Genomic DNA, 26,188 nt, shown 5'->3' on the forward strand with positions numbered 1-26,188 from the left:
TACTCCCTTAAAGACCAGTTGTTCTAATTTTCAGATGCTGAATCAGGACACCATCAATGACAGCAGATCCAAAATTCTTACTTACACCCTCAGTATTTTTAAATACGATTCCTGTTGAATTCACACCATCCTTGGCACGCAGCATATTTGTTCCTGAGATACGCTCTGTAGTCCCTATTGAGATACTACTGTGAGTCGCATTACGCCCTTGATAAAGTGCGGTGGTATCTGACACATTATTTTTAATCGGTGTACCACAACTATAGACATTACAGGTCGAACCCTTTAAATCTGTTGTACCCAATCCGCCCCCATAATTTTGATAAATTTGATTATAAATAGCAGGAATATTGGGAATACGTGTCACTTCTAAAATAATATTATTGCCTTCTGAACCGACAACGAAAGGCTGGTACATATTACCAAGCACCAAGTTAATATTTGGACTATAGAGATATAAGCCCTCAGAATCATGAAATATAGGAGCATCACTTCCATTCAAGGCCGGGGTCGGGACATTACCATCAAGCGCATCTGTTTTTGCTGCGGTACTGAGACGAATACCTTTACTGTTAAGATTACTATCGCTACTGCTTAGAGTTTCTGGTCGATCATTGGTATTCAGACGAACAATACTCGCCATACCCAATGTTTGGCTGTAATTCTTATTGTCAGATTCTAAGGTTTGAAATAACCGAACTTGCGAGCCATTAAAACTCAGACCATTGGCAACAAATTGGGTTCTTAATCGGTAATCCGTATCAAGTCCTGATATTGGCCCACCTGTTATAGGATCTACAGCATTCGAGGAATTAAGCTCACGTGCAAAAATATCACTCCAGAAGCCCAGCTTGATATTATTATCACTTTCAACCCCTGTAATTGGACTTAATGGGGCTTCCAAAGCAATATAGCCTACATCTTTAGCAGCGTCCTTAAACTGTTTGACGTTTTCAGTTCCTGCCCGAAATAACCAGGGATTATCTGCTGATCCCCAGCTGAAACCCTGATTACTGTATCGTGTGCTTAAAGAACCATCGCTTTTCGATAATGCCAGACCATAAATAAATACATCGGCTTTAGTTCTTAAAGTGCTCACAGAGCTTTTAGCAGCTTCAGTTTTAGCAGCCTGATCTGCTCTAGCAATGATTTCAGCCATAGCAGCACTATCTGCATCTTTCATCATTCCGGCTAGAGCAGCTTCCAATTTTTTGTTGTATTCTGCTTTAACTAGTTCAATAATTCTTGCATCTACAATTGCTCCAATAATATTCTGCCTATCAACCGCCGTACTCCATTCAGTATTTGGAATCTGCTGATTAGCATTTTGCCCATATAGAAATTGAATCATTTCAAGGGTATTTAAATTTGCATATTCATCAGACTTATTTGGTTGCAGTGGCGTTAATTCATATTCTGTTGTGCCATCATGCTTGATATCATAATCAATACCTGGTGAGGTATTACCTGCACCATTATAATAATCATCACGACGTTGGTCATAATAGGCTTTCATAAAGTCTGTATTATAATAATAATCAACTAATTCTTGCTTAAATGCGTCCCGGTTAGCTTGTGTGTCATAAGTATTCTTAATCGTATTATAGTTATCATTATAAAAATCAGTTTTTAAGGTATCAAAGGCTTGCTGATACTCAGTTGCATAATTCTGCGTTCTTTCAACATGAAAAGCATTATCATATGTAGATTTATAAACTTTGTCGTATACACGCTGCCCAAGTTGGTTGTAATTTTCACCCGTCGGGATAATACGAATAAAGCCTGTATCTGCTTGTCCGGGGTTTTCAATGCCTCTGGCATAACTAGAACTAGCAGAAAGATCGTTAGGGCCTTGAAACACCATTTTAAAATCATCAAGTACCAGCGCAACACCCTCACCGGTGGTGTCAGAAAGAGAAGAATCTGATAATTCCTGCATCGCATGTGCAGAAGGCAACAGGCTGAAACCGATTGTCATCGCCAAATAACTTTTGCGAAATTTAAATATATCTTTTATCTGAGCCATCTCACTCTTTCCTTTTTATTCGATGCTCCGCACCTTATGCTTCAGCTTCCCAGCCGCCAATCTTTGATTTTTTATAATGCATCGCATCTTTTTTATGGTTATGCGGAATCCATTATGCTGATTTTTGATACAGATGCCAAAGCCAATTAGGCGAAAAATAGCAGTTTCCGATGAATGAAAATCTCAAAAAAATAAACGGGACATAAAGTCCCGTCATTCAATATTTTAAAACAATTAGGTCTTCGGCAAAGTAACGCCTGTCTGACCTTGATATTTACCACCACGATCTTTATATGAGGTTTCACAGACTTCATCAGATTCAAAAAACAGCATCTGCGCTACACCTTCACCTGCATAAATACGCGCAGGAAGATTGGTAGTATTTGAAAACTCTAAAGTGACGTGTCCTTCCCACTCTGGCTCAAGCGGAGTCACGTTAACAATGATGCCACAACGCGCATAAGTAGACTTGCCCAAGCACACGGTCAAAACATTACGTGGAATGCGGAAATATTCGATGGTACGCGCCAAAGCAAACGAGTTAGGCGGAATGATACAGACATCCGACTCGATATCAATAAAGCTGCGTTCATCAAAGTTCTTCGGATCGACAATTGCAGAATGCACATTGGTGAATACTTTAAATTCACGTGCACAACGCACGTCATAACCATAGCTGGATACGCCATACGAAATCAGCTTTTGACCATTTTCATCCAAACGTACCTGGTTTTCTGCATACGGTTCAATCATGCCGTGTTTTTCGCTCATTTCGCGAATCCAACGATCAGACTTAATTGCCATTGATATAATCCAAAAATCTTAAGAACAAGTTATTGCGACGTACTTTAACTGAAATTGACACTAATGAAAATAAGTGAAAGGCTTAGAGCTAAAGTTGCCAAAAAATTGCTGATTGAGATCAGCTTATAAACTTAAAAGTGCAGAATAGCTTAAAGGAATGGAAAAGCTCATTAATACCAGCGAAGCCGTTTTCTGCAGGTTTTTCTGATTGAGCCAGCGACTGTTTTTTCTAGCCAGGATTGAACCCAGAAAAGTCCAGAAGAATGCAATCGGGATCAACAGAAGCAAGAAAACCAGCATATGAGTCACATAATGTTGGCCGCTTTTCCAGACAATGACAGGAAAGATCGCTGAGGCAAATAAAAGTGCTTTAGGATTAAGCAAGGTTGCCAAAAATAATTCTCGTGCGCGAATCGAGACATTTTCAAGATTTTCGCTTATTTCTGCAGTCCGCCATAATTTCACAGCGAGAAATAGAATATAGCCAGCACTAAAAAGTTTGAGAATGGTCGGTAAAAGCGGAAGATGAACGGAAATTTTTCCGATCAGAATGCCCCATAAACTAATGGCAATCAGATAACCAAAGGCTTCCGCAGGAATTAAACGAAATGTTTTTTTAAATCCGACCTGAATGCCTGAAGATGCCAATAAGGTATTGGTTGGGCCTGGTGTTAAAAGAATGGTTGCCACTAAACCAATAAAAAACCATGAAATCATAGTTTGACCTCGCTCTAATCCGAGTAGCATAGAAGAATTCGGTCAGTGCTGCAAAAAAATAATTGTAAGAGAACATATAACCTAAAATTTAAATTTATTTATTTTAATTAATTCAAATACTTATATAAATGTTTAGGATAAATACCCGATAGTCATTTCAGTCAATTTCGGTCATTTAAATCGAGCTAATTTTAAAAATAAGAAATAAAAAGCCCTAGCTTTTAGCTAAGGCTTAAATATCTGAATTGTCTATAGAATTAGAAAATTCGGCTATGGTCTTTTTCTGCTTTGGGTAGCTGTGCGGCAATTTTCTCTGCAATCAGCATATAGCTTTCTGCAGCAGCATCTTCGGCAATGACAGAAGGTGTACCGGCATCCGCATTTTCACGAATTTTAGCATCCAAAGGTAAACGACCCAATAATGGGACTTGATATTGCTCAGACAGTTTATCGCCACCGCCTGTACCAAAAATCTGTTCCTCAAAACCACAATTTGAGCAGATATGGGTCGACATGTTTTCAATCACGCCCATGATCGGAATCTGCACGCGGTTAAACAATTCAATGCCTTTGGTCGCATCCAGCAAGGCCACGTTTTGTGGCGTTGTCACAATTACTGCGCCCGTTACCGGAATACGCTGCGCGAGAGTTAACTGGATATCACCTGTGCCAGGTGGCATATCAATCATCAGCACATCAAGGTCTGGCCATAGGGTCTGATTGAATAACTGCATTAATGCACCCGTGGCTTTTGGACCACGCCAGGCGACTGGAGTATTGTGATCTCCAGTTAAATGGCCAATTGATAATACCGCCATCCCATAGGCTTCGATAGGGACAAACTGCTCTGCTTCGATCATTGGCGTTTTGCCGGCATTGCCGAGCATAGTCGGAATACTTGGGCCGTAAATATCGGCATCTAGTACGCCTACGCGCAGGCCTAATTTCTGTAGAGCCAAAGCCAGATTTACAGTCGTGGTCGATTTACCTACGCCACCTTTACCAGATGACACCAGAATCACATTTTGAATCCTTGGGTGTTTTGGAACATTACGCTGTTGCGGCGCAGCTTTTTGAATAGGTGGATTATTTGGATCAGCTTCTTCTGTTTTTGCAGGCTGTGCCGACGCATCAACCACAGGGGGAAGATTGGGTTTTGCTTCCGCTTTAGGCTCGCTTGAACAGTTTTCACCTTCAGCATGGTTATGCCCGCAACCCCCTTCTTTCTTATGTCCAGTTTTCTGCTGAATCACATGCATATTCAGTTCTTGAATACCACATTTTTGCAAAGCTTCCGCCAGTTCATCATGAATCTGTTGCAGCTGCGCTTTTTCTTCTGGATAGGTATTCAAAGTGATTTGCAGAATCTCACCCTGTACATTGACCTGCGTAATACGATCTTTCAAGGCATTGCTGGAATTTGGCAAGATATAGTTTTGCAGTACGTTTTGCACAGCTTCTTCGTTCACCTCCTTGGAAGGCGAAAAAACCGATTTAAGCGAAGAAAGCCAAGACATAGGTTACTCCAAAAATGTAGATCGACATCTGAATCGCTTAGTTTAACGGGGTTTTAGGCGAAGGTTAAGCACTGTATTGGAGAAGATGAAACAGATATCTTCAATTTCCAACCATTTTACTCGGTTTTTTGAAATGTTTTATGAAATCTTGGTGAATAGAAATAATGAAAGAAAAGAGAGATGGGACTATTTTGATGTAATAAATTTTTTTTATTTATCTCGAGCGTGTTAAGCCACTTTAACCCTCTGTGATTAAAGTGGCTCTACGATCACAGACTATTTATGATTTTTATTGTTTTCAGATTTGTCCTGTTGATCCTTTTTATTTTTATCCTGATCTTGTTTCGATTCATCCTTTTTGGACTGAGAGTTGCTTTCTGAATCTGTATCTTTGGCATCTTGCTGCTGATCAGAATCACCTTCCTTCGATTGATTATCTTTCATTTTGTTCATCGTATCAGTCGCCATCTGTTTCAGCTCAGCGAACTTAACCGAGGCTTCACTGACTAAGTCTGTGATTTTTTGTCTGGTATCTTCAAACTTATGCATGGCTTCATCTTTTAAATTTGCCATACCTGCCTGATGATCGGTCTGACCATCTTTAGCATTTTGTTTATCTGACTTGTTAGATGACTTATCTTGAGAGGTATGATCCGCTTTGGCTTTTTTCGCATCATCCGAACCTTGCTCAGCATTTTGCTGGTTGTCAGATTTGCCATGTTTCAGCTCATTCAGAAGCTTTTCACCTTTTTGCAATAGCTCTTCACCAATCGCTATCGCTTTGGCTTTTAAGTCATCCATCTTAAAGCTTTCAGTTTTTTTATCAGACTGATTCTCTTGAGAACTGTCTTTTTGCGCTGATTGCTCAGCATTTTCCTCTTTACCGTTATGCTGGGTATCAGACTTCTGATCAGCATGGGTCTGGGCACTTTGCCCGTTCTTATGTTCCTGATTATGCTGTTTATCCAGCTCGTTTTGCTTTTGCTCTTTTGCAAGCTGATCATTCAATTCGCGTGCATGTTGTTCTTTATCTTGATTTTGCTTCGACGTATTGTTTTGGTTCTGCTGAATCATGAGGTACCCTCCTTAGGCATATCATATAAACAATCAGCCATTTTTTTAGCACAAAGCATCACGCGAATCGGGCGAAGTAAGCAAACTGCAACAAAGCCTGTACAAGTTGTTGCTATTGTTTGCAGGATGTAGCATGAGCTGAGTCAAATCTGTATTGAAAAGCTATATGCTAAAGATGATGCAGGCTTTTGTATTCGGGCTGTCCAAGTCCATCTATTCGCAGGGTTTCAGCAAAGTATTTCTTTGCAATTCTGTCAGCACACTTCTACCCTGCTAATTCAAATTCCGTCATGGCGTAATTTTCAAAGCTAAAGGGCGCATGTTGCCAATCCACATCAGCTGTTTATAGAGTGCAAATTTATCATGAGACATTACTTCAGGTTAGGCACGCAAAGTACTCATAAAGCTGACCGCAGAGAACAACCATATAAACAGAATGAAGCTGCGTGCTTGATTGAAATTGTCTACATCTGTGCCATGTAGCATGTTGTGCCGGGTCATGGTCACATTCGAGCTTGAATCCATTTTATAGGCAGCAAGTTCAGCAAAATACGGATTCAGTTCAATGGCGATTTTGAACTTATGCCACAGGCTTTTAATTTCATTGCCTTTTAAACCCGGTACAATTTTATAGACATCGACAAACTTGGTGCCATTTTGCTTTAAAAAGCCTGTTTTGATCAGAATATCAGTCAAAATGCCTTCAAGTTGTGCATAGACATTGGGAATACAACCACTGTAAAAACCAAGCTTGTACATTTTCAAGCTTTCAAGCAGCACCTGGCGACGCTTGGCTTTAATCTCTTCATCAATCTCTAAGGCATCAAAGGCTTTGAGCATTTCAGTTTGGAAATATTCGCTATTGATCATATCGAGTAAATTAAATTGCTCAACATCTTCAAATTGGTGAATGGTTGGCCAAAAATGCATGAGGTTTAAAGCATCATTGGCAAACTTCGCGCCAATCGGTTGATCCAACTGATCTGCAAGCACTTGGAAGTAAGCATCTTGCTCTGCCAAGCCCGATAAGGTTTTAATTAAAAGTGTATGTTCATCTGCCGAGATGCATTCAAGATAAGCTTTTGCATCTTTTAAAATCTGACTGCCCAATTGTTTTTGACTCGCAGCATTTTGCTTAATACGCGTGACAGGTTGGTCGAAATCCAAATCATCTTCGTCAATCATGGTTTTCTGGCTCAAAGCTTTTACATCAATGACCTATTATTACTGTTATTTGCAGCGCAATATAGAGAAATCTACATTTCCAAGACATTCTGTAAATACAAAGACATTTAGACACGAATTATCGTTGAAAGGGACTTGATTCACTTAAAGGATTGCTTTGTATTCGGACGTGCATCAGGTAAAATCATGCACCTTGCATAATATACGAATGAGAGAGTCATATCCGTGCGTAATATCTTAGTCACTAACGCCCTTCCATACGCCAATGGCCCGATTCATATGGGTCACCTACTCGGTTATATCCAAGCTGATATTTGGGTACGTGCGATGCGTGCAATGGGCCATGATGTGACTTATGTCTGTGCGGATGATGCTCACGGAACTGCGATCATGCTGCGTGCCGAAGCGAATGGCATTTCACCTGAAGCGCAAATTGCCAATGTGCAAAAAGAACACATTCGTGACTTTGACGGTTTCGGTGTGCATTTCGATCATTATGATTCTACACATAGCGATACCAACCGTGCCCGTGCGTCAGAAATCTATGTGAAAAACCGTGATGCGGGCAATATTGCAGTTCGTCCGGTGACCCAGCTTTTTGATCCTGAAAAAGGCATGTTCCTGTCAGACCGTTTCATTAAAGGCACCTGTCCGAAATGTAAGGCGGAAGATCAGTACGGCGACTCATGTGAAGTCTGCGGTGCAACTTATAATGCGACAGAGTTGTTGAATCCGCATTCCACTTTAAGTGGCGCAACTCCAGTCGAAAAATCATCTGATCATTACTTCTTTAAATTGCCAAATTTTGGTGAATACCTGCAAAAATGGACTCGTGATGAAGGTCGCTTGCCGGTATCGATTGCCAACAAGCTGGACGAATGGTTTGAAAATGGCTTGAATGACTGGGACATCTCACGTGATGCGCCATACTTCGGTTTTGAAATTCCAGATGCGCCAAACAAATATTTCTATGTTTGGGTCGATGCGCCGATTGGTTATATGTCGAGCTTTGAAAACTACATCAAAACCAAACGTCCTGAATTGAATTTTGATGACTACTGGAAAAAAGATTCTGAAAATGAGGTCTATCACTTCATTGGTAAAGACATCGTTTATTTCCATGCCCTGTTCTGGCCGGCAATGCTTGAAGGTGCAAACTACCGCACGCCATCAGGCTTATTCGTGAATGGTTTCTTGACGGTAAATGGCCAAAAGATGTCAAAATCTCGCGGCACCTTTATTAAAGCGGAAACCTATTTAGAGCATTTAAATCCTGAATATTTACGCTACTATTTCGCGTCGAAACTTTCAGACAAAGTTGAAGATTCAGACTTAAATCTGGATGACTTTGTACAAAAAGTGAATTCAGACCTAGTCGGTAAAGTGGTGAATATCGCCAGCCGTTGTGCGAAATTCATTAACACTAAATTTGATAACAAGTTAAGCACTACATGTGCTGAACCTGAATTGGTACAAAGCTTTATTGATGCAGGTAGTTCAATTGCTCAGGCTTATGAAGCACGTGAATTCTCGGCTGCGATTCGTGAAATCATGGCACTAGCAGACAAAGCCAACCAGTACATCGACGAGAAAAAGCCTTGGGCACTTGCGAAACAGGAAGGTCAGGAACAAAAGGTTCATGATGTATGTTCTGTGGGGATCAACCTGTTCCGTCAATTGGCAGTTTACTTGGCTCCTGTATTGCCGACACTAGCTCAACAGGTTCAAGATTTCTTGCAACTTGAAAGCTTCGATTTTGCTTCTCGCAAAACCATTCTAGTGGGTCATGAAATTGCATTGTTCCAACCCTTGATGCAACGTGTAGATCCAAAAGCGGTTGCTGCCATGGTGGATGCATCTAAAGATTCTTTAGCTGCTCCTGCTGAACCAGCAAAAGCTGAGAAGAAAAAAGAGAAGAAGATTGAAAAGAAAGCTGAACCTAAAGTCGGTGAAGCTGAAATCATTAATATTGATGATTTTATGAAAGTTGACCTGCGTGTGGCTGAAGTTTTGGAAGCGGCTACGGTTGAAGGTTCTGACAAACTGCTTCAACTCACTTTAAACGTTGGTGAAGCTGAGCCACGTAATGTGTTCAGTGGTATTCGTGAGTTTTACCAACCTGAAGACTTAAAAGGTAAACTGGTGGTGATGGTGGCAAACCTTGCGCCACGTAAAATGCGTTTTGGTATTTCGAACGGAATGGTTTTAGCTGCGGGTAATGGTGACGGTGTTTGGGTGATTTCACCTGAATCTGGTGCTAAACCGGGTGATAAAGTGTCTTAATTTTTCAGATTAAGACAAGAAAAAAGCCTCTACGTTGTAGGGGCTTTTTCATCAATATTAATTTGACCAAATTTGGTATTAATATCTAAATAATCATAAATGGCTTCAACTTTATTTTTCAATTTCATATCATGTGTAAAGAAGTAATGACAGAATGAAGCGATCTGTGCATGTGTAAAATCACTCATTGCACGCTGTACACCATTGGTGTGATCCAATTCAGTATCCTGATTAAAACCTAAGAAATTCATCATGTTATACATAATATTTACTTTTTCATAATTGTAAAGTTCTCTTGCTTTCACATTTTCGATAATTTTGAAATTCCAAAAATCATCAATACCAAAATTTTTGTACCCTTCTTTATCTTTATACAAATTCCAAATTTTTTGTACCACATTCGGCATCTTAATATTGTTCAAGTGCTTTGGCTGAACACCTATTGCTGTTCGAAAAACTTCCGTCATTTTCTCATTGTCTGCATGCTCAATAATTTTTTCTAACATGAGATCAATTGCTTTTTCATAATCAATTTTTTGATTGTTTATTTGCTTATACAAGGCCTCTGATCTATCTTTAAACAGTGAATGATTACTTAATTCATTTTTAGCCTTTTCCATTATTTTTAAATTATTTTCATAAGCCAACAATGCGTCTCTTTTGATTTCATTAATATTTTTATTTTTTTGATAACTGAATAGAAAGTGATTGTAAATATGCTGATCTAAAAAAGCCCAATTCTGCTTATTTTCTAAATACCTAACAAACCACTCTTTAACAGGAAATGTTGAAATTACACATTTATCAAGAAATTCAAAGTTTCTGTTGTAAGCTATTCGAATATGATTTGCATCTAACAATTCAAGTACATTTAAATATTTTCCAATATTCTCTTCATTTCCAGAGTTAAGAAATGCTTTATAAATTTCACCGAGAGTTGCATCAGAATAGACAACCTGAAAGTTTTCTCTGAAATAAGCATAGACTTCAGGGCGCCGATCAAATTTTTTAGCAAATAAATCTAGGATATTTTGATCTAAATAGGCTAAAGGCTTTCCCTCATACTCTGGTTCTTCCATACACTGCCCTCAATTTGAAAAAATGATTACTTTATACTCATGAAAAATAGTAGGCAATGTGATAAAAATAATCCATCCCTTTAAAACTTATAAGAATCCTATGAAAACCTTAAACCCCCTATTCCTCACACTTGCCCTAAGCACCACAGCAATCGCGACCCAAGCGTCTGAACCCACCACCATCACTACCTAAAAATAACTCGCTGGCTAATCCTCTCATAAAATCAAAATATCAAAAAAGCCCCTATCTCTAGAGGCTTTTTACTGCTGGGTCACTTAGCCTTGCAACACAAATTCCCAAATCACATAGCCCAGTCCAAAGCCCAGTAGTGAATATAAGGTAATAATGAAAAATACAAAGCTGGCATTGTTTTTTCTTTTCCAAAAACTCATAGCGACACCCAAAGCTTGTTCGTAATACCCCATGTTAACGAGCTTTTCATAAAAAGTGAAATATATCTAAGCATTTTATTTATAATAATATTTTAATGAAAAATAGGTTCTTAACTTTCAAAAAATCAATATACAGATTCTGACTGAATTTTTAGTACAGATGCCAAATCGTCCATTCTATTTTAAAAAATGGTAAATATATTCATATTCTTTTTTGCTCACATCCATGCTAATACATAGAATTGACTTTAATTACATAAGAATAGCCATGAAATACTTCACCTCTTCTCTCGTCATGTCACTGCTTGCTTTAGGTTTAATGGCGGGTATCTCTCAAACCCATGCACAAACCGTTTCTAGCACCCAACAACAAAAACAGGTTCCCGGTTATTATCAACATAACTTCGGGGATTACCAGATTACTGCACTGCTAGATGGGACCAATTATCTATCCAAAGCCTTATTTAAAGATATTCCAGCAGCCCAAGCTGACCAGATCTTAAAAAAATACTACGTCGATCAGGCCAAAGGCATCCAAACCTCCGTGAATGCATTTCTGATCAATACAGCCAAAGAACTGGTTCTGGTCGATAGTGGGACTTCAAGCTGTAATGGTCCACACCTAGGTTCAGTGTATTCCAATTTACAGGCTTCAGGACATAAACCTGAACAGGTCAATGCCATCCTGCTCACGCATTTGCATCCTGACCATGTATGCGGCATCAGCAATAATGGCGTGGCCAATTTTCCCAATGCCAATATTTATGTGTCTCAAACTGAACTGGATTTCTGGATGAATCCTAAAACAGCAGACAAATTACCAAAAGCCAAGCAGGCAGGTTTTTTGGGCACAGTCGATAAAATCAAGAAAGCCATTGCCCCCTATCAGGTCAAGAATCAGCTCAAAACCTTTAAAACTGGCGATAAAATCCATGCTTTCGATGTCATCAGTTCGGCTGGACATACACCGGGGCATTTTGGTTTTAGCTTAAAATCACAAGGTCAGCAGATAGTGTTTATTGGAGATATTGTGCATTCACATACGCTGCAGTTTGATCGTCCACAGACCGGCGTTGACTTCGATGTCGATCCGAAAAAGGCGATTGAAACCCGCTTAAAGTATTTTGCTGAATATGCGAAGAATGGTCAGACGTTAGCTGCACCGCATTTGCCATTTCCGGGGATTGGACATATTTATTCTAAAGACAATAAAAGCTATCAATGGATTCCGGTACATTTTAAAGATTAATTGAATACTTCAATAATTTTATCTAAGCATGAAACCCTAATTTTTTAGGGTTTCATTTATTTTAAATATCCTTCAGCCAGATTCCCTATGACTTGGTAAATTTAAAACTTGAATGACGCTTTGAAATTTAAAAGCAATAGTTTCGTTTATTTTTAAATTTTTTCTTAAAAATCTTTTACTTTTTACGTGCACCTTTAGCATGCTTTTTTAGCACCGTTTTTCTTACGATAAATATAAACACCTAAAAATTAAATATAAATTTCAATTTTATGAACTCTCGCCATGTCTTAGTTTGGTGCAAAAAAATAGTAACGTGCTTTATATCGAGTCTTATCAATTTCAAGAAATTCTTCATCAAAATTTCCCTTGCTTAGCCCTCTTCTACTATCCATTTGCCTCTATATACTGACTTTCTTTTGTGATCCCGCGCACTAAATTGGAACGCACCATGCAAAATATAGACTTATTATTTCTTCTTCTCGGTGCAGTTCTAGTGCTTGCCATGCATGCTGGATTTGCTTTTTTAGAGCTTGGAACAGTTCGACATAAAAACCAGGTCAATGCCCTAAGTAAAATTCTAACCGACTTTGCCATCTCCGCCATCGCCTATTTTTTAGTGGGCTACTATATTGCCTACGGTCAGCACTTTTTCCATGATGCTGCAACCTTGTCTGCCGATCATGGCTACAATCTGATGCGCTGTTTTTTCCTGTTGACTTTTGCTGCAGCAATTCCAGCGATTATCTCTGGAGGGATTGCAGAGCGTGCCAAAATGCGTTCACAGGCTTTAGCGACATTATTTCTGGTTGCGCTGATCTATCCGTTTTGTGAGGGTATGATCTGGAATGGCAACCTTGGTTTTCAGGATTGGCTGACCCATGCATTTGGTGCAAGTTTTCATGATTTTGCCGGTTCAGTTGTCGTTCATGCAATGGGCGGCTGGATCGCACTGGCCGCAATAATCCTACTTGGTGCGCGTCATGGCCGTTACAAAAAAGATGGCCGGATCACCGCGCATCCTCCTTCATCAATTCCTTTTTTGGCTTTGGGTTCCTGGATTCTGATTGTTGGCTGGTTCGGCTTCAATGTCATGAGCGCGCAGCGGCTGGATGCCATCTCTGGACTGGTCGCCATTAATTCTTTGATGGCCATGGTCGGTGGAACAATAGCAGCCAAAGTTGCGGGGAAAGATGACCCGGGCTTCCTGCATAATGGTCCCTTAGCAGGTCTGGTGGCGATTTGTGCCGGATCAGATGTCGTTCATCCCTTGGGTGCTTTTTTTATCGGGATCAGCGCCGGTATTATTTTTGTGAAACTCTTTACCTATACCCAAAATAAACTCAAAGTGGATGATGTATTGGGGGTTTGGCCTTTGCATGGCGTTTGTGGTGCTTTTGGCGGATTAGCTGTGGGTATCTTCGGTCAGCAATGGCTTGGAGGAATGGGAGGAGTGTCTTTAATTTCACAACTCATAGGTACAGTGCTGGCGATTGTCATTGCTTTGGCGGGTGGTTTTTTGGTGTATGGCCTGCTTAAGGTTTTGATGGGTATTCGCCTGACTGAGGAAGAAGAGTTCAATGGTGCAGACTTGTCGATTCATCGTATTTCTGCTAATTCGGAAGAAAATACTTTTTAATAGACATAAAAAAAGCCTCTACGACTAGGGGCTTTTTTTATAGCGTATAGTATTAAGGATTCAATGAGTTTTGCGCAAAATGTAGTGAGCGAGGTCCATATAGCAAACCTTTCTGTTGTGGCAAACGAGGTGTATATAGTAAATGACTAACTGTTCCTGATAATACATATGCTTTATCACTTAGATGATTAGATATCTGATCTACTAAAGCGCCCACTAACATGCCAACCAATCCTGCATTGCTATTATTATTAGCAAGCTGTTGTTTCTCGGTCCCTTCCCAAAGTAATTCACCTGTTTTCAGATCAACCAGTTTTGCCTCAACTGCGACTGTTGCTACAGTTTGAATTACTTGATACTTAGAACCGTATTCCTTTACTTTAATATAAAGTGCTGCGTCTGCACCGAAAATTTCCTTTAATTTTTGTGGACTCACCATCTGTGCATCAGAACCATTGTAGACACCATTTTCTTTAAACATGGTATCAACTACGCTTATTGGGAAAACATAATAACCAGCTTCCGCAATTGGAACTGTTACTGTTGACCAATAACTATAAGGTGCTCGCGTATCCGGTGATTCATTTACAGGTGGCATTACCAAAATAGATTTTGGCATATGGGCTGTATAGCTGCTCAAATCACGCGTGTTTTGAGGTGCCATAGTACAACCTGTAAATAAAATTGCTACTGCACTTAAAGCGAATAAATTTTTCATTTTTTCGCTCCCATCACACTTGCACCTGTCATTTTTTGCAATAAACGATCCATTAAGATAGTTGACTCAGGATAAACTTGTCGTTCTAATTCAAAGTATTCAATTGCACGTGGGCCATTATTAATATTGAGATTTAACAAACCTAAATGTGCATATAGACCTGGTGGAACTGCCGCATTTTTTGCTTTCGCTTTTTCAATATCTTTTTCAAGTTTAACAATCTGCTCTTGCGGAGAAACCTTTTCTGGAACAGTTAAAAGTAAATATGTTTGCTGTGGATATTGTCCCCAGCTGTATAGTGATTTTGGTGCGCTTACACACCCTACTAAACTTAGTGAAACTAAGCATCCCACTAATAGGAATAATTTTTTCATGCTTCAAACCTATTATTTGTTAGACCATTTATTGGTTTGAATATCGAGTACAAGATTATTCACTGCTTCACGTACAGCCAAATCTAAAACTTTCCCATTAAGTGTTGAATCATAAGAAGCTGATGAACCAAAACCTAGCACTTCTCGCTCACTCAGTGCATACTCACCTGCTCCATGAACAGAATGAACTACTTCAGCTGTCTTTACATCTACAATATTTAAATTTACCTTGGCATAAGCAATTTGAGTTTTACCACGGCCCAATACACCAAAAAATTGATGATCACCGACTTCTTTACGGCCAAATTCAGATACATCACCTGTAAGTACATAACGTGCACCTTTAATAGATTGTGATGTTTTATTAAAGCCAGATTCTTGTTGAAGTTCGGACAAGTTATCTCGATTAAGGACAGAAAAATAACCCGATTGCTGTAAATGTGTTTCTAAAATAGTCTTAGCTTGACCACCCAAACGATCAACATTGTCTGAAAAAATGCCTCGCATATAACTCGAACGGTTATCAAACTTACCAATTGATACCGGAGTTTTAATACCATTATATTTAACAGCCGCAGTCGCAGCGGTTACTTGGGGAGCTTGAATCGTTTTAGAAGTCTCTGTAGTAGAACAGGCGGTAAACGTGAAACACCCAAACGCAGCAATTAACAATCTTTTATTAGACATATCATCCCTCTGATATTTAGTAATTTAAAAATCAAGGAATGATAACAATATTAGTAAACAATTAAACAAAATCTGAAATATTTTATTTTTTATTTATTTCATACCAAAAATTAATTTTAAGCCAAGTACCGTCATAACTGCGCCTGCTGCGCGGTCAAACAAAGCCTTAAACTTCAAATAAACACGACGTGGCTTTTCCGCAGATAATGCAACTGCGACTAGTGAACACCAGCCTGCATCAATAAAGAAACATAAGACAGGCAAAACAAAATAAAAATATGTTGGAATTTCTTTGGGCAATAACGCGGTAAAAATACTGGCTAGCACAATCGCAATTTTGGGATTGGACAACTGCGTGATTAAACCGGTGGTAAAGGCACGACGTAAAGACATCTGTTTGCTAATGGTTGTATCCGCTTCGATTGGATCTTTGGCATGTTTAATGATTTTAAACGCCAGCCAAAGTAAATATAAACCACCACAAATTTTTAAGGCCAGATAAGCTGAAGGTACAGCTAGTAAAAATGCCTGCAAACCGAGAACCGCCAACAGACCAAAAATCGCTGCACCGAGACCAGTACCCAATGCAGTAAATAAACCATGTTTACGTGAAATGGCAATTGAGTTTTTTGCCACATAAATAGAAGTCGGCCCGGGGCTCATTGCGCCTAACATCAGGGCAAAAGCAATCGAACCTAAAATCCAGAATGATTCCACGAGATAACCTGACTTAAAAATTGAAGGGCTATTTTAAGCAAAAACCTGACGATTTGCTGTAAAAATTTCTGGATTTGTCATGAATTTTAACTATGGCAATTACTTAAGGTTTTAACTGATCCTGAGCACTCAAATGCTTGTCTAGCAGTTGATAATCCTGCTCATGTACAGGTACGCCACCAATAATCATGGTGCGGGTTTCTGTTTTAGGTTTATTCATCGCATCATCACAGCCCGACAGACTGAGCAGCATGCCGACCCACACAGCATAGGATAATATTTTCATTATTCTACCCTCCTCAGGGTTTCCTCTGTTTAGATTAGCATTGTTATTTAAATTATCAGCAGAATATTTGTGACAATCTACAACCAACTCCATAGCTCTCAGCGAATAATGGCTTATTGAAAAGCTCTGATTTTTAGCACTTCCGCTATAATGTTTTAATAACCTACTATCTTAATGTCTATGTTTGAAAAAATTGCTCAAAATATTCCAGATCAACAGATTAATTTTCACGATATTACTTTAACAATACGTCGTCTGGATCTGGTGCATCCGCAAATTTCGGGCAACAAGTTTTTTAAACTGAAATACAATTTTCTTGAAGCCAAAAGACAGGATTATCAGCATATTCTGAGTTTTGGAGGTGCTTATTCCAATCATATTGCCGCTACTGCATTTGCCGCACAGCAGTTTGGTTTTCAGAGTGTTGGTATGATTCGAGGTGAAGAACTGGCTGATCACCCATTGAATCCAACATTAGCCACCGCCCAAGAATTCGGGATGCAGTTGCATTTCGTCAGTCGTGATGAATATCGACGCAAGCAACAGCCTGAGTATTTGGCCGAACTCGCTCGACAATTTCCTGAACATTATATTATTCCTGAAGGTGGAACCAATGCTTTGGCGATTCAAGGTTGTCAGGAAATATTAAAAGATGGCGATGCGCAATTTGATGTGATTTGTTGTGCAGTAGGCACCGGTGGCACCATCAGCGGATTGATCGAAGCCAGTCATGGGCATCAACAGGTTTTAGGATTTTCTGCACTGAAAGGTTCATTTTTAAAAGATGAAATCGCTCAACTAACGAATAAAACCAACTGGAATATTCTCGATGATTATTGCTGTGGTGGCTATGCCAAAACCAGTGCAGCCTTGATGCAGTTTATCCGGGATTTTGAAGCGGAATTTGCAATTCCACTGGAGCAGATCTACACGGCTAAAATGCTGATGGGGATTTTTGATCTAATCGAGAAAAATTATTTTCCGGCTGGATCAAAACTGTTGGTGATTCATACTGGTGGTCTGCAAGGCCGTCATATTCCCTTTGGTTTTACAGCAACCTAAGCTTCAATCGGTTGATTATTATTTAAGGCAATTAACCCTTTGACCAAGCGGTAGATATGCCAGATAAAGACCAGAAATACAATCAGGAAACCAATCAAGATCACAGTCAATAAGCCACCGACGATATAGCCCAGCAAACTGATCCAGAAGGTTTTAATTTGCCAGTCGACATGACTTTCCAGCCAGGTACCGCGCATTTCATCACGCTTGATATAATTCATCACAATCGCAATAAATGGGGTCAGACCAAGAAAAAATCCTAAAATATAAAGAATATAAGTAATGAGATTATATTGTTTTAAATCTTCCGCGCTTGCCATTCGCTTTTCCTTGTTATTATGTTTTTAGTTTGTACAAAAACTATGCATGAGTTTTAGACAGCTTTCAAATATTTTATGTTTAAAATCCACTGTGAATCTGCAATCACGGAACTGATTTTTCTGGAATAGAGAAAGCTGAAATAAAATTGTCTATAATGCTTCCCTTTTCTTCTCCCTTGAGTGTGTGATGTCTTCCAAGCAATACGATGTTCTAGTCATAGGTGCCGGTGCCTCAGGTTTAATGACGGCGTATATGGCTGCGCAACGTGGGCGTAAAGTCGTGGTAGTGGAAAAAGCCAATAAGGTTGGCAAAAAAATCCTGATGTCTGGCGGTGGTAAATGTAATTTCACCAATCTGGAAGTCGAACCGAGCAATTACATTTCACACAATCCACATTTTGTGATTTCAGCTTTAACGCGTTATACCAACTGGGACTTTATCGGCTTGGTATGTGGATACGGCATTGCTTATGAAGAGCGCAAACATGGACAGCTGTTTACCTTAAATGGTGCAAAAGATATCTTGTCGATGCTGCTAGCGGAATGTGACAAAACCGGTCTGGTCGATATTAAAACCAGCTGCGAAGTGAAAGCAGTCAATCTAGTCGATGATCAAGGCTTTCAAGTGGCGACCTCACTAGGATATTTTGAAGTTGAATCTGTCGTCGTGGCATCTGGTGGTTTATCGATTCCTACGCTTGGCGGTTCAGGCATTGGCTATGAGATTGCAAAACAGTTTGGACATCACGTCTATCCAACCCGTGCCGGACTGGTTCCATTTACCTTCTCTGACGGATTTAAAGAAGTCACCACGCGCTTAAGCGGCAATGCCGTAGAAGCAACACTCTCCAATGAACTCAACAGCTTTACCGAAGCACTACTATTTACCCATCGTGGTTTGAGTGGGCCAAGTTCCCTGCAACTTTCCAATTACTGGAATGTCGGGCAGAGCTTTAAGGTAGATTTTCTTCCAAGTGTTGATCTGTTGGATTTCTTCAAATCCAAAAAACAAAGCCAGCCCAAAGTCTTGTTACGTACACTACTCAATGAATATTTACCGAAAAGTGTGGTGGCTGAATTACAAAATCTGATCTGGACTGAAAGCGCTGAAACTGCCATTGGTAATATCAGCGATGACAAGCTGGAACAGATTGCGGCACGTCTGCATGGCTTTGAAGTGAAACCTTCAGGAACTGAAGGCTACCGTACAGCGGAGGTGACTTTGGGTGGTGTAGACACTACAGAAATATCCTCAAAAACCATGGAAAGTAAAAAGCAGAAAGGCTTGTATTTTATTGGTGAAGTGCTGGATGTTACTGGACATTTGGGCGGTTATAATTTCCAATGGGCATGGTCATCGGCACATGCCGCATCGGAATATATTTAATCAATAGATAATCTGGATTGCTACTTAACTCATTCCAGATAATCTGTTTTAAACAGGTTAAGATTGGCCGTATTGGTTAGACGGTCAATCGCCAGCTGCATTTTTTGAGCTTCTCGCAGACATAGCGGTAAGTCATCTGCTGAAGATGCCATGAATTTATGTTGCAGTGCTTTCCACATATTGTTGATCTCCTTTTCTTTATATTTTTAATGCAAGAAAAATACCAAAATCATTTTAGTATTCACTTGAATATTCTATATTTTTTAAAAAATAAATTCTATTCCTAGCGACTGAGCAGGATTGACTTCTCAGTTAAATTCGTCTGCCTCTGGTATTTTCTTATCCAGCTCCCGCTCAGACTGCTCGTCCTGCTTGCTCTTTACAAAAATAAATCGATAGGCAGCGGTAAAAAAGCCAATCGTAATTCCTGCAATGACTAAAGGCGCCAGAACTTTGTTAGGTTTCTTGGTATTCATTCATTTTTCCTTATGACTGAACAAAATCGACCACATGAGCGTGGTCGATTTTGCTTAAAAATAAAAGGTTATTTCAGGTCATCTTTTTTCTGAGTTGAACGGTCAATATCGACATCTGGCTCTTTTTCTCCGGTTGAACCAAATGGATTATTGGCTGGTGGATGAGTCGGATCGACTTTTACTGAATCTGGTACGGCCTGATCCGCATCCGGATTGACAGGATCAATACCTAATGACTCATCATCCTGTGGTGCAGTGGTAAGGATTGCCGGGGTAGTATGGGATAAATCCGTACTCATAGGCGTACTCTTGTCTGAATCCTGATTTGGCACGATGCCTGCTCCTGGAGTTGTGATTGAGGAATCGCTAGTACCCGTAGCAGTTTGCGAACCACCAGAGGACTGGCTCATTGAGCTATCTGTAGAACTCATACCCATCGCCGCACCTGTAGTACCTGACATGTCGGCTGCACTTGTACCTGTGGTCTTGCTACCTAATCCAGAAAATATGCTGTTCTCAGCTTTTTCTTTGACTGGATTGGGTTCTTTAGCTTCTCGTTTGGCTTTATCAATCAAATCTGTGAGTACACGCTCCGCAGGTTGACGACCACCCAAACCAAATGCCAAGGCAAATGCCACTGCTACAGCACCCAAAGTTAGACCAAATGCCAAGTTAACAATTGAATCGGCAATACCCATGGCACGCAGACCCATTGCCACAACGAGTCCCATGATCAGAACACGAACCAGATTGGCTAACCAGCGTGAGCTGTTATATTCACCACGTTGTACGATATTCGCAACAATATTTGCCAGCCAGAAACCGATTACCAGAATCACCGCACCGAGCAGGATATTGGCACCGAAGTAGATGAACATTGCAATCAGACCACTGATCTGTTCAAAGCCCAGACGGTTCGCTGCTTCAGATACCGCAAATAGCATGGTGAATAAAACGATCAGGAAACCGACTACACTGGAAAGTTTAGTCGTGCCTAAAAAACGCTGGATATCCAGTTTGGCAGGAATTTCATCAACACCTGTACCGGCAACTACTTCAACTACCAGACGTGCTACCAGTTTAGAGACCACATACGCCAGAATCAGAATCAACGCAGCAGCGATAATATTCGGAATGGCATTCATGATTTCATATAGCATGGCTGTAGCAGGCTGAGAAATGGCCTCGATACCCAATGCTTCAAATGCAATGATCAGTGCCGTAATGATCACCACGGCGAAGATAAATGAACCAATCACCTGAGAAACATTCGAGTTTTTGAAGATGCCTACTTTTTCAGCATGTTGCTGTACGTTCAGACTGTTTAATAGTCCTTCAACAATACCGCGCACAATTTTCGCCAGAATATAACCGACAAAAATGATGACTGCAGCAATGAAGATGTTTGGTAAGTAACTAACAACATCGGTCAGCATATTTTGAACTGGTAACAGCAGACCGTTGAGACCCAGAATAGACAGCACGATTGGCAAGAACAGTAATAAAATTAACCAGTAAGCAATTTCACTGATGTTTTTACTAATCGGACTGACACCGACTTCAGCACTGAGTTTTTCATCGAGTTGCGTTCGGTCTAGCAGTTTTTGTAGCCCTATCTTCACCAGATTGGCCACAATCCAACCTATGAATCCGACTGCAATTGCACCTAGTAACTGCGGGATAAATAACAGGAACTGCTGGATCATATTACTGAATGGACCGCTGACACTGGTAAGATTGAGCACGTTCAGCGCACCAATCACGGCAATAATCAGAATAATCCAGAACACGACGCGGGCGATAATGCTCTCCACATTGGAGTGATGACCTGTCGCCGTATTTAAATGTGTATTGGTGCCCAGTTTTTGCAAGAGCTTTTTAACGCCTGCCGAGACCAGTAACGCAATGATCCAGCCAATTACTAATATGGCAATTGCACTAAGAATGGGATGGAACTGATCCCAATAGTACATGGCATCGAAGCCACCACGCGGGCTTCTCATATAATCATTCATGTTGTTCTACCCTCTTTGTTATTAAGCTATTTATCTGAAATCGGGGGCATCTCCCTGAAACAATCAGCCCCTTCTTTTTCCGGATTCATATTAGATTTGATGTTTTCAGGCTCAAGCCAGGTAGATGGCACTACCTTAAAACATCACCATCCATTGCAAAAAAGCCCCAGTGGTTCACTAGAGCTTTTCAGGTATTTTCAGTTATTGAGTCGCCTGTCCATCAGTCGCAGTTGCTGTTGCTTCTGTGCCATCACCCACGGTTGCTGTAGCTTCCGTTCCATCATTCATGGTGGCGGTGCCTTGTGTAGGCTCACCGACTGGAGTTGAATTATTTGGGGTAGCAGGCTGTACATTCGGATTTGGATGTCCTGCAGGAGCATCATTCGCATCTGGATTCATGTCAGCAAACATATAGAACAGTAGTGCGAGTAAAAAAATACCGACCAAAATCAAGATATAAACAGGGATACGCTTTTTCTGCGTCACGTCTGCCTGATGATTTAAAGGTGGTTTTTTATTGAAATCATCGACCATAACCATCCTCACTCTTTGTTATTCATAAGTAGATTTTTAGAATAACAAGCTGTGAATAGGGCTTCTGTGACAAAACATGGTGAGATGGTGACGGGATGTAAGTCACTAATCCATCAGAATTCTCTGCTAGATGCTACTTTAAAATAGCCGTTTGGCTGGACTATGTTGCATATCGACTGGGGTTTCGTGTTCATCTTTCAACTGCACCCCTGAAAGCTGTAACTCACAGGATTTACGCATCAATGCGACCAGTCGCTGGATAGCTAGTGGATAGGCCAAGCCCGCAGAACGGACATTGGAAATACAGTTGCGCAAGGCATCATGACACCCTTTAAAAGCATTATAAGTGTAATAAATTCCCATACTATCGGGTGAGCTCAAACCCGGCCGTTCGCCAATTAGCATGACCAGCATTTTCGCCTGTAAAATTTCTGCCAATTCATCACCCAGTGCCACACGACTGCCACGGGCAATCACTAAGGGGGCAATCTGCCAGCCTTGTTCTTTGCATGCCTCTAGCAAGGCCGGAATAAAATGCAGGCTATTTTCCTCAATGGCACGTGCTGATAGTCCATCTCCCAGCACAATGGCTACATCCCAATGTTGCTGATGTTCGGCCCGGTATTGCTGCAATATCGTTTTGGACTGTTCTGAAAGCACACGCCCAAGATCGGGACGTTTAAGATAAAGATCTTTCTCTACCGCCTGGCTTTCAATTTCCAGAATAGGCAGTCCCGTTTTAGCTAAGCCAGATTTTAAGAATTCAACATCAAGTGGCTTCAGTACCGCATCTTTAGCTTGCGCATGTGCCAACTGAAATTCCAGACTTGGTCGAGTCGGCAAGCTACCCCCAGTTCGACCTAAGGCAATCCGTGCATCGGTAAAAGCTTTTAACTTCTGCCAAGGATTATCCTGTAATTGGGACTCAAATTTTACATCGGCAATCAGTTTCATAGCACTTCTTCAAGACAAGATCAGACGTGAAAATTGCTTCGGCAATTCGGTCGGCCAGTACAGCTGATTGGACTGTTGCGCCAAAATGCCTTGCTGTTGTAGCCAATGGTCAAATTCAGGTGCCGGTTTCAGTCCTAATAGCTGTCGAATATAAAGAGCATCATGAAAGGATGTCGTCTGATAATTCAGCATCACATCATCTGAACCGGGAATCCCCATGATAAAATTCAGGCCGGCATTGGCGAGCAAGGTCAGCAGTATATCCATATCATCCTGATCGGCGTCGGCATGGTTGGTGTAGCAAATATCACAGCCCATTGGTACACCGAGCAGCTTGCCACAGAAATGATCTTCCAGCCCGGCCCGGATAATTTGTTTGCCGTTATACAGATATTCCGGCCCGATAAAGCCGACTACAGTATTGACCAGCAAGGGATTAAACTTACGCGCTACAGCGTAGGCACGCGCTTCCACGGTCTGCTGGTCCACGCAATGCCACCACAATGGTCGCAATAAACATGCCTCCCCCCCCCTGTGCCAAACCAAAATTCCAGCCAGCGAAGTCACCGGAAATCACATACGCGACCCCCAGACCGACGAGAAGCAGCCAACCTACGGCGCCTTTCTTGAGCTGGCGCAAGGCAAAATAATCTTCTTGTACTGCTGTTTCAGTCACACTGGTATCAATCACACTTTTTGACTCTGACATAGCAACCTCGTTGTTTTTATCGTTGTTCCCTGAAAATATGCATAAGCCATACCAGTTCCGCAGGCTTTAGTGAAGACAGTTGAGACGCTGCCTTTCAGCGATGAAATGCGTTATAATTATCCACCTTCTCATTTATACACCCGAGTTATATGGCGTATCGTCAACAAAGTGTATCGCTTGATCTTGATACTGACGTCACACATCAATGCATGCTGCACTACAGCCGTGATCAGCATCTGATTGGAATTATTGAATTCAGCAAGCCAAGCTTCCTGCTGCGCTGGCAGGATCTGGAATATTTCCGCCGTCGTACCGAAGAATTTTCCGTGATGCCTTTTCCGGACTGTGTCAATGCGATGATTATCGATATTCGAGATGTAACGGCATGGTTGGATAATGAAGTGCCGATTATTCCGTGGCGTTTACTGGAAGAAGACTGTCCAGTGCGCCTGGTGGTGCCTGCAGACCGTATTGAGCACTATGCCGGATTTTTTGAACCGACCTGGCTCAGTCCCGATGTCGAAACCGCCATTCAGGAAATCCGTGAATCAATGGATATGTTTGTGCATTAAGCTTGAATCGAAAAAACCTCCGCAATGGGCAATGCTGTTTACTTAAGCATTTGAATCATTTTGGAATTCATTAGAGAATCCGATGTCAGGTTTGGCATCGGATTTTTTTATGGTATTTCAGCAGGATATTTTAGATCTTAACAATCTGTTTAAGCTCTCGAATCTGAGTACTTTTATTCACAATATCCCCGTTGAGTGGGTCAAGTCCACACTTAGGTTGAGCAGTCCCGCGACTATTCGCAGGCGGTGCTTGCCTGCGGATCAGGTACTTTGGCTGGTTCTTGGAATGGCGATTTTCCGTGATGTCCTCATCCATGAAGCAGCAAGAAGACTCAATATTTGCACTCAGTGGTTAGCCTCTTATGACTTGCTGACGCGCATTAGTCTAACCAATACACGTAAACATCTTGGTGCAGATTCTGTGGAGTGGCTATTTCACCAGACCGATCAGCACTGGGGACAAGAGCATTATCCGGCTGGGCTGTCGGAACTTAGACAGGGATAGGTAGTTTGTTTTAGAGAGGCCTACAAGGCTTCGGAGAGTCAAAATGTTAAAAAACCGTTATCCCTTAGATCACAATGCCGCTCCTGTTAAAGGAACCGCATTGCCTTCAAGCAGGGGGTTTTGCTCATAAATCCTTCAACCTTACCAGTAATTCTCGACTGCAATATTGCCTTCACCACGGCGGTTCATGGTCAGGCCACGGGCTTTTAAAGCTTCTTTGGTATCATCGACCATATCCGGGTTACCACAAAGCATGACATGCGTCGTTTCCGGATTAAACGCGATACCTGCTGCCTTTTCCAGCTCACCATTGGCAATCAAAATCGGTAAACGGTCGTGCAAAGGTGCATCAGGCTCACGGGTAATAATCGGGATAAACTTAAAACCGGTATGTCCTTCACCAAAGGTCTCGGCGATTTCCTGAATCCGGTCTACATAAGCGAGTTCTGCCCGGGTGCGCACACTATAAACCAGATTGATTTTTTCGTATTTGCTCCAGGTTTCAAAGTCTTGCAACATACAAATAAACGGTGCCAGCCCTGTGCCGGTACCCAGTAACCACAAGTCTTTAGGCAAAGGCAATTGATAACGTGCCAGAGTCAGATAACCATAAGGAATTTTTTCCAGATGCAGCACATCCCCGACTTTGAGGTGCTGTAAATTGGAAGTAAATTTACCTTCTGGAACGACAATCGAGAAAAACTCCAGAGTTTCATCAAAAGGAGATGACACTACCGAATAGGCACGAACCACCAGTTCATCCCCCACTTGTAAACCAATACGCGCAAACTGCCCTGCCGTGAATTTGAAATGTGCTGGGCGTGTCATCGTAAAACTAAATAATGTATTGGTCCAACGGTGTACAGATAAAACTTTTTCTCGGGTAAATTTTTCAATTGACATGATTTC

26 protein-coding genes and 3 pseudogenes are annotated in these 26,188 nt (G+C 41.0%); 7 read left to right on the forward strand and 22 right to left on the reverse strand.

All coding sequences use genetic code 11. The features are described 5' to 3' along the window. Positions 1–7 precede the first annotated feature (7 nt). The 6 genes from ACP7BU_RS04135 to ACP7BU_RS04160 all read right to left on the reverse strand — a co-directional run bounded on the left by ACP7BU_RS04135 (position 8) and on the right by ACP7BU_RS04160 (position 7,323). Positions 8–2,026, reverse strand: coding sequence for a hypothetical protein (locus ACP7BU_RS04135; protein ID WP_425878722.1), 2,019 nt, complete (start codon positions 2,024–2,026; stop codon positions 8–10). A 234-nt stretch (positions 2,027–2,260) separates the two neighbouring features. After that, entirely contained in the window at positions 2,261–2,830 is a 570-nt protein-coding gene (gene dcd, locus ACP7BU_RS04140) for a dCTP deaminase (RefSeq protein ID WP_004280726.1), read from the reverse strand. 123 nt (positions 2,831–2,953) lie between these two features. Then, positions 2,954–3,547 (reverse strand): LysE family translocator, encoded by a 594-nt coding sequence (locus tag ACP7BU_RS04145; protein ID WP_004732019.1) that lies wholly within the window; start codon positions 3,545–3,547, stop codon positions 2,954–2,956. 257 nt (positions 3,548–3,804) lie between these two features. Continuing rightward, on the reverse strand, positions 3,805–5,064 hold the full coding sequence (gene apbC / locus ACP7BU_RS04150) for an iron-sulfur cluster carrier protein ApbC (RefSeq protein WP_425878719.1): 1,260 nt from the start codon (positions 5,062–5,064) through the stop codon (positions 3,805–3,807). A 276-nt stretch (positions 5,065–5,340) separates the two neighbouring features. Further along, positions 5,341–6,138, reverse strand: a complete 798-nt coding sequence (locus ACP7BU_RS04155; protein WP_425878717.1) for a hypothetical protein — start codon at positions 6,136–6,138, stop codon at positions 5,341–5,343. 381 nt (positions 6,139–6,519) lie between these two features. After that, on the reverse strand, positions 6,520–7,323 hold the full coding sequence (locus tag ACP7BU_RS04160; protein WP_425878715.1) for a hypothetical protein: 804 nt from the start codon (positions 7,321–7,323) through the stop codon (positions 6,520–6,522). Between the two features lie 225 nt (positions 7,324–7,548). Between ACP7BU_RS04160 and metG the strand changes: the two genes are divergently transcribed. Then, positions 7,549–9,606 carry a methionine--tRNA ligase gene (gene metG, locus ACP7BU_RS04165; protein WP_425878713.1) on the forward strand — a complete coding sequence of 686 codons (2,058 nt, stop codon included), beginning with the start codon at positions 7,549–7,551 and terminating at the stop codon, positions 9,604–9,606. A gap of 29 nt (positions 9,607–9,635) precedes the next feature. Here metG and ACP7BU_RS04170 read toward each other — a convergent pair whose 3' ends face one another. Beyond that, positions 9,636–10,685 carry a hypothetical protein gene (locus ACP7BU_RS04170; protein WP_425878711.1) on the reverse strand — a complete coding sequence of 350 codons (1,050 nt, stop codon included), beginning with the start codon at positions 10,683–10,685 and terminating at the stop codon, positions 9,636–9,638. Positions 10,686–10,961: 276 nt separating this feature from the next. Continuing rightward, complete coding sequence (locus tag ACP7BU_RS04175) at positions 10,962–11,078, reverse strand: hypothetical protein (RefSeq protein ID WP_086044934.1); 117 nt, start codon at positions 11,076–11,078, stop codon at positions 10,962–10,964. 268 nt (positions 11,079–11,346) lie between these two features. Between ACP7BU_RS04175 and ACP7BU_RS04180 the strand changes: the two genes are divergently transcribed. Further along, positions 11,347–12,327, forward strand: coding sequence for an MBL fold metallo-hydrolase (locus ACP7BU_RS04180; RefSeq protein ID WP_425878709.1), 981 nt, complete (start codon positions 11,347–11,349; stop codon positions 12,325–12,327). Positions 12,328–12,775: 448 nt separating this feature from the next. After that, positions 12,776–13,963, forward strand: a complete 1,188-nt coding sequence (locus tag ACP7BU_RS04185) for an ammonium transporter (RefSeq protein WP_425878707.1) — start codon at positions 12,776–12,778, stop codon at positions 13,961–13,963. Between the two features lie 52 nt (positions 13,964–14,015). Here the strand turns inward: ACP7BU_RS04185 and ACP7BU_RS04190 are convergent, their stop codons facing one another. The 5 genes from ACP7BU_RS04190 to ACP7BU_RS04210 form a co-directional block, all read right to left on the reverse strand. Continuing rightward, positions 14,016–14,681 carry a DUF799 domain-containing protein gene (locus ACP7BU_RS04190; protein WP_425878705.1) on the reverse strand — a complete coding sequence of 222 codons (666 nt, stop codon included), beginning with the start codon at positions 14,679–14,681 and terminating at the stop codon, positions 14,016–14,018. Continuing rightward, on the reverse strand, positions 14,678–15,055 hold the full coding sequence (locus tag ACP7BU_RS04195; RefSeq protein WP_422195689.1) for a DUF4810 domain-containing protein: 378 nt from the start codon (positions 15,053–15,055) through the stop codon (positions 14,678–14,680). Before ACP7BU_RS04195 ends, ACP7BU_RS04190 begins: the two co-directional genes overlap by 4 nt. 12 nt (positions 15,056–15,067) lie before the next feature. Next, the gene (locus ACP7BU_RS04200) at positions 15,068–15,742 is read right to left on the reverse strand and encodes a CsgG/HfaB family protein (protein WP_425878703.1); all 675 of its coding nucleotides are present in this window, start codon (positions 15,740–15,742) and stop codon (positions 15,068–15,070) included. Positions 15,743–15,835: 93 nt separating this feature from the next. Continuing rightward, positions 15,836–16,459, reverse strand: coding sequence for a LysE family translocator (locus tag ACP7BU_RS04205; protein ID WP_004280739.1), 624 nt, complete (start codon positions 16,457–16,459; stop codon positions 15,836–15,838). Between the two features lie 103 nt (positions 16,460–16,562). After that, complete coding sequence (locus tag ACP7BU_RS04210; protein WP_085064447.1) at positions 16,563–16,745, reverse strand: NF038215 family lipoprotein; 183 nt, start codon at positions 16,743–16,745, stop codon at positions 16,563–16,565. A 180-nt stretch (positions 16,746–16,925) separates the two neighbouring features. Here ACP7BU_RS04210 and ACP7BU_RS04215 point away from each other — a divergent pair, with 180 nt between their 5' ends. Then, positions 16,926–17,807, forward strand: a complete 882-nt coding sequence (locus tag ACP7BU_RS04215) for a 1-aminocyclopropane-1-carboxylate deaminase/D-cysteine desulfhydrase (protein WP_425878700.1) — start codon at positions 16,926–16,928, stop codon at positions 17,805–17,807. Here ACP7BU_RS04215 and ACP7BU_RS04220 read toward each other — a convergent pair. Further along, complete coding sequence (locus ACP7BU_RS04220; RefSeq protein ID WP_044111062.1) at positions 17,804–18,127, reverse strand: DUF4870 family protein; 324 nt, start codon at positions 18,125–18,127, stop codon at positions 17,804–17,806. The two genes, ACP7BU_RS04215 and ACP7BU_RS04220, sit on opposite strands and share 4 nt — an antisense overlap. A 187-nt stretch (positions 18,128–18,314) precedes the next feature. Here ACP7BU_RS04220 and ACP7BU_RS04225 point away from each other — a divergent pair, with 187 nt between their 5' ends. Next, on the forward strand, positions 18,315–19,514 hold the full coding sequence (locus ACP7BU_RS04225) for an NAD(P)/FAD-dependent oxidoreductase (RefSeq protein WP_425878698.1): 1,200 nt from the start codon (positions 18,315–18,317) through the stop codon (positions 19,512–19,514). A 29-nt stretch (positions 19,515–19,543) separates the two neighbouring features. Here ACP7BU_RS04225 and ACP7BU_RS04230 read toward each other — a convergent pair whose 3' ends face one another. The 7 genes and pseudogenes from ACP7BU_RS04230 to ACP7BU_RS04260 form a co-directional block, all read right to left on the reverse strand. Beyond that, the gene (locus ACP7BU_RS04230) at positions 19,544–19,693 is read right to left on the reverse strand and encodes a hypothetical protein (protein WP_005247874.1); all 150 of its coding nucleotides are present in this window, start codon (positions 19,691–19,693) and stop codon (positions 19,544–19,546) included. A gap of 129 nt (positions 19,694–19,822) precedes the next feature. Further along, positions 19,823–19,990, reverse strand: coding sequence for a hypothetical protein (locus ACP7BU_RS04235; RefSeq protein WP_005106221.1), 168 nt, complete (start codon positions 19,988–19,990; stop codon positions 19,823–19,825). 68 nt (positions 19,991–20,058) lie between these two features. Continuing rightward, on the reverse strand, positions 20,059–22,005 hold the full coding sequence (locus tag ACP7BU_RS04240) for a mechanosensitive ion channel (protein WP_005247875.1): 1,947 nt from the start codon (positions 22,003–22,005) through the stop codon (positions 20,059–20,061). A gap of 201 nt (positions 22,006–22,206) precedes the next feature. Further along, the gene (locus ACP7BU_RS04245) at positions 22,207–22,539 is read right to left on the reverse strand and encodes a hypothetical protein (RefSeq protein WP_005106219.1); all 333 of its coding nucleotides are present in this window, start codon (positions 22,537–22,539) and stop codon (positions 22,207–22,209) included. A 138-nt stretch (positions 22,540–22,677) separates the two neighbouring features. Next, complete coding sequence (eutC, locus tag ACP7BU_RS04250) at positions 22,678–23,493, reverse strand: ethanolamine ammonia-lyase subunit EutC (protein WP_005247876.1); 816 nt, start codon at positions 23,491–23,493, stop codon at positions 22,678–22,680. Between the two features lie 9 nt (positions 23,494–23,502). Then, positions 23,503–23,988, reverse strand: a pseudogene (eutB, locus tag ACP7BU_RS04255) (ethanolamine ammonia-lyase subunit EutB); the annotation flags it as partial. After that, positions 23,987–24,202, reverse strand: a pseudogene (locus ACP7BU_RS04260) (ethanolamine permease); the annotation flags it as partial. The pseudogenes ACP7BU_RS04260 and eutB, both read right to left, overlap by 2 nt. Before the next feature lie 149 nt (positions 24,203–24,351). Between ACP7BU_RS04260 and ACP7BU_RS04265 the strand changes: the two are divergent. Both ACP7BU_RS04265 and ACP7BU_RS04270 read left to right on the forward strand, forming a co-directional pair. Beyond that, complete coding sequence (locus ACP7BU_RS04265) at positions 24,352–24,774, forward strand: hypothetical protein (RefSeq protein ID WP_005247880.1); 423 nt, start codon at positions 24,352–24,354, stop codon at positions 24,772–24,774. Between the two features lie 109 nt (positions 24,775–24,883). Further along, positions 24,884–25,246, forward strand: a pseudogene (locus ACP7BU_RS04270) (transposase domain-containing protein); the annotation flags it as partial. A gap of 174 nt (positions 25,247–25,420) precedes the next feature. Here ACP7BU_RS04270 and ACP7BU_RS04275 read toward each other — a convergent pair. After that, complete coding sequence (locus ACP7BU_RS04275) at positions 25,421–26,182, reverse strand: ferredoxin--NADP reductase (RefSeq protein ID WP_180180497.1); 762 nt, start codon at positions 26,180–26,182, stop codon at positions 25,421–25,423. Between the last annotated feature and the right edge of the window lie 6 nt (positions 26,183–26,188).

It is taken from the genome of Acinetobacter sp. 40AMC3-4, assembly GCF_049898185.1.
Classification (GTDB): Bacteria; Pseudomonadota; Gammaproteobacteria; order Pseudomonadales; family Moraxellaceae; genus Acinetobacter.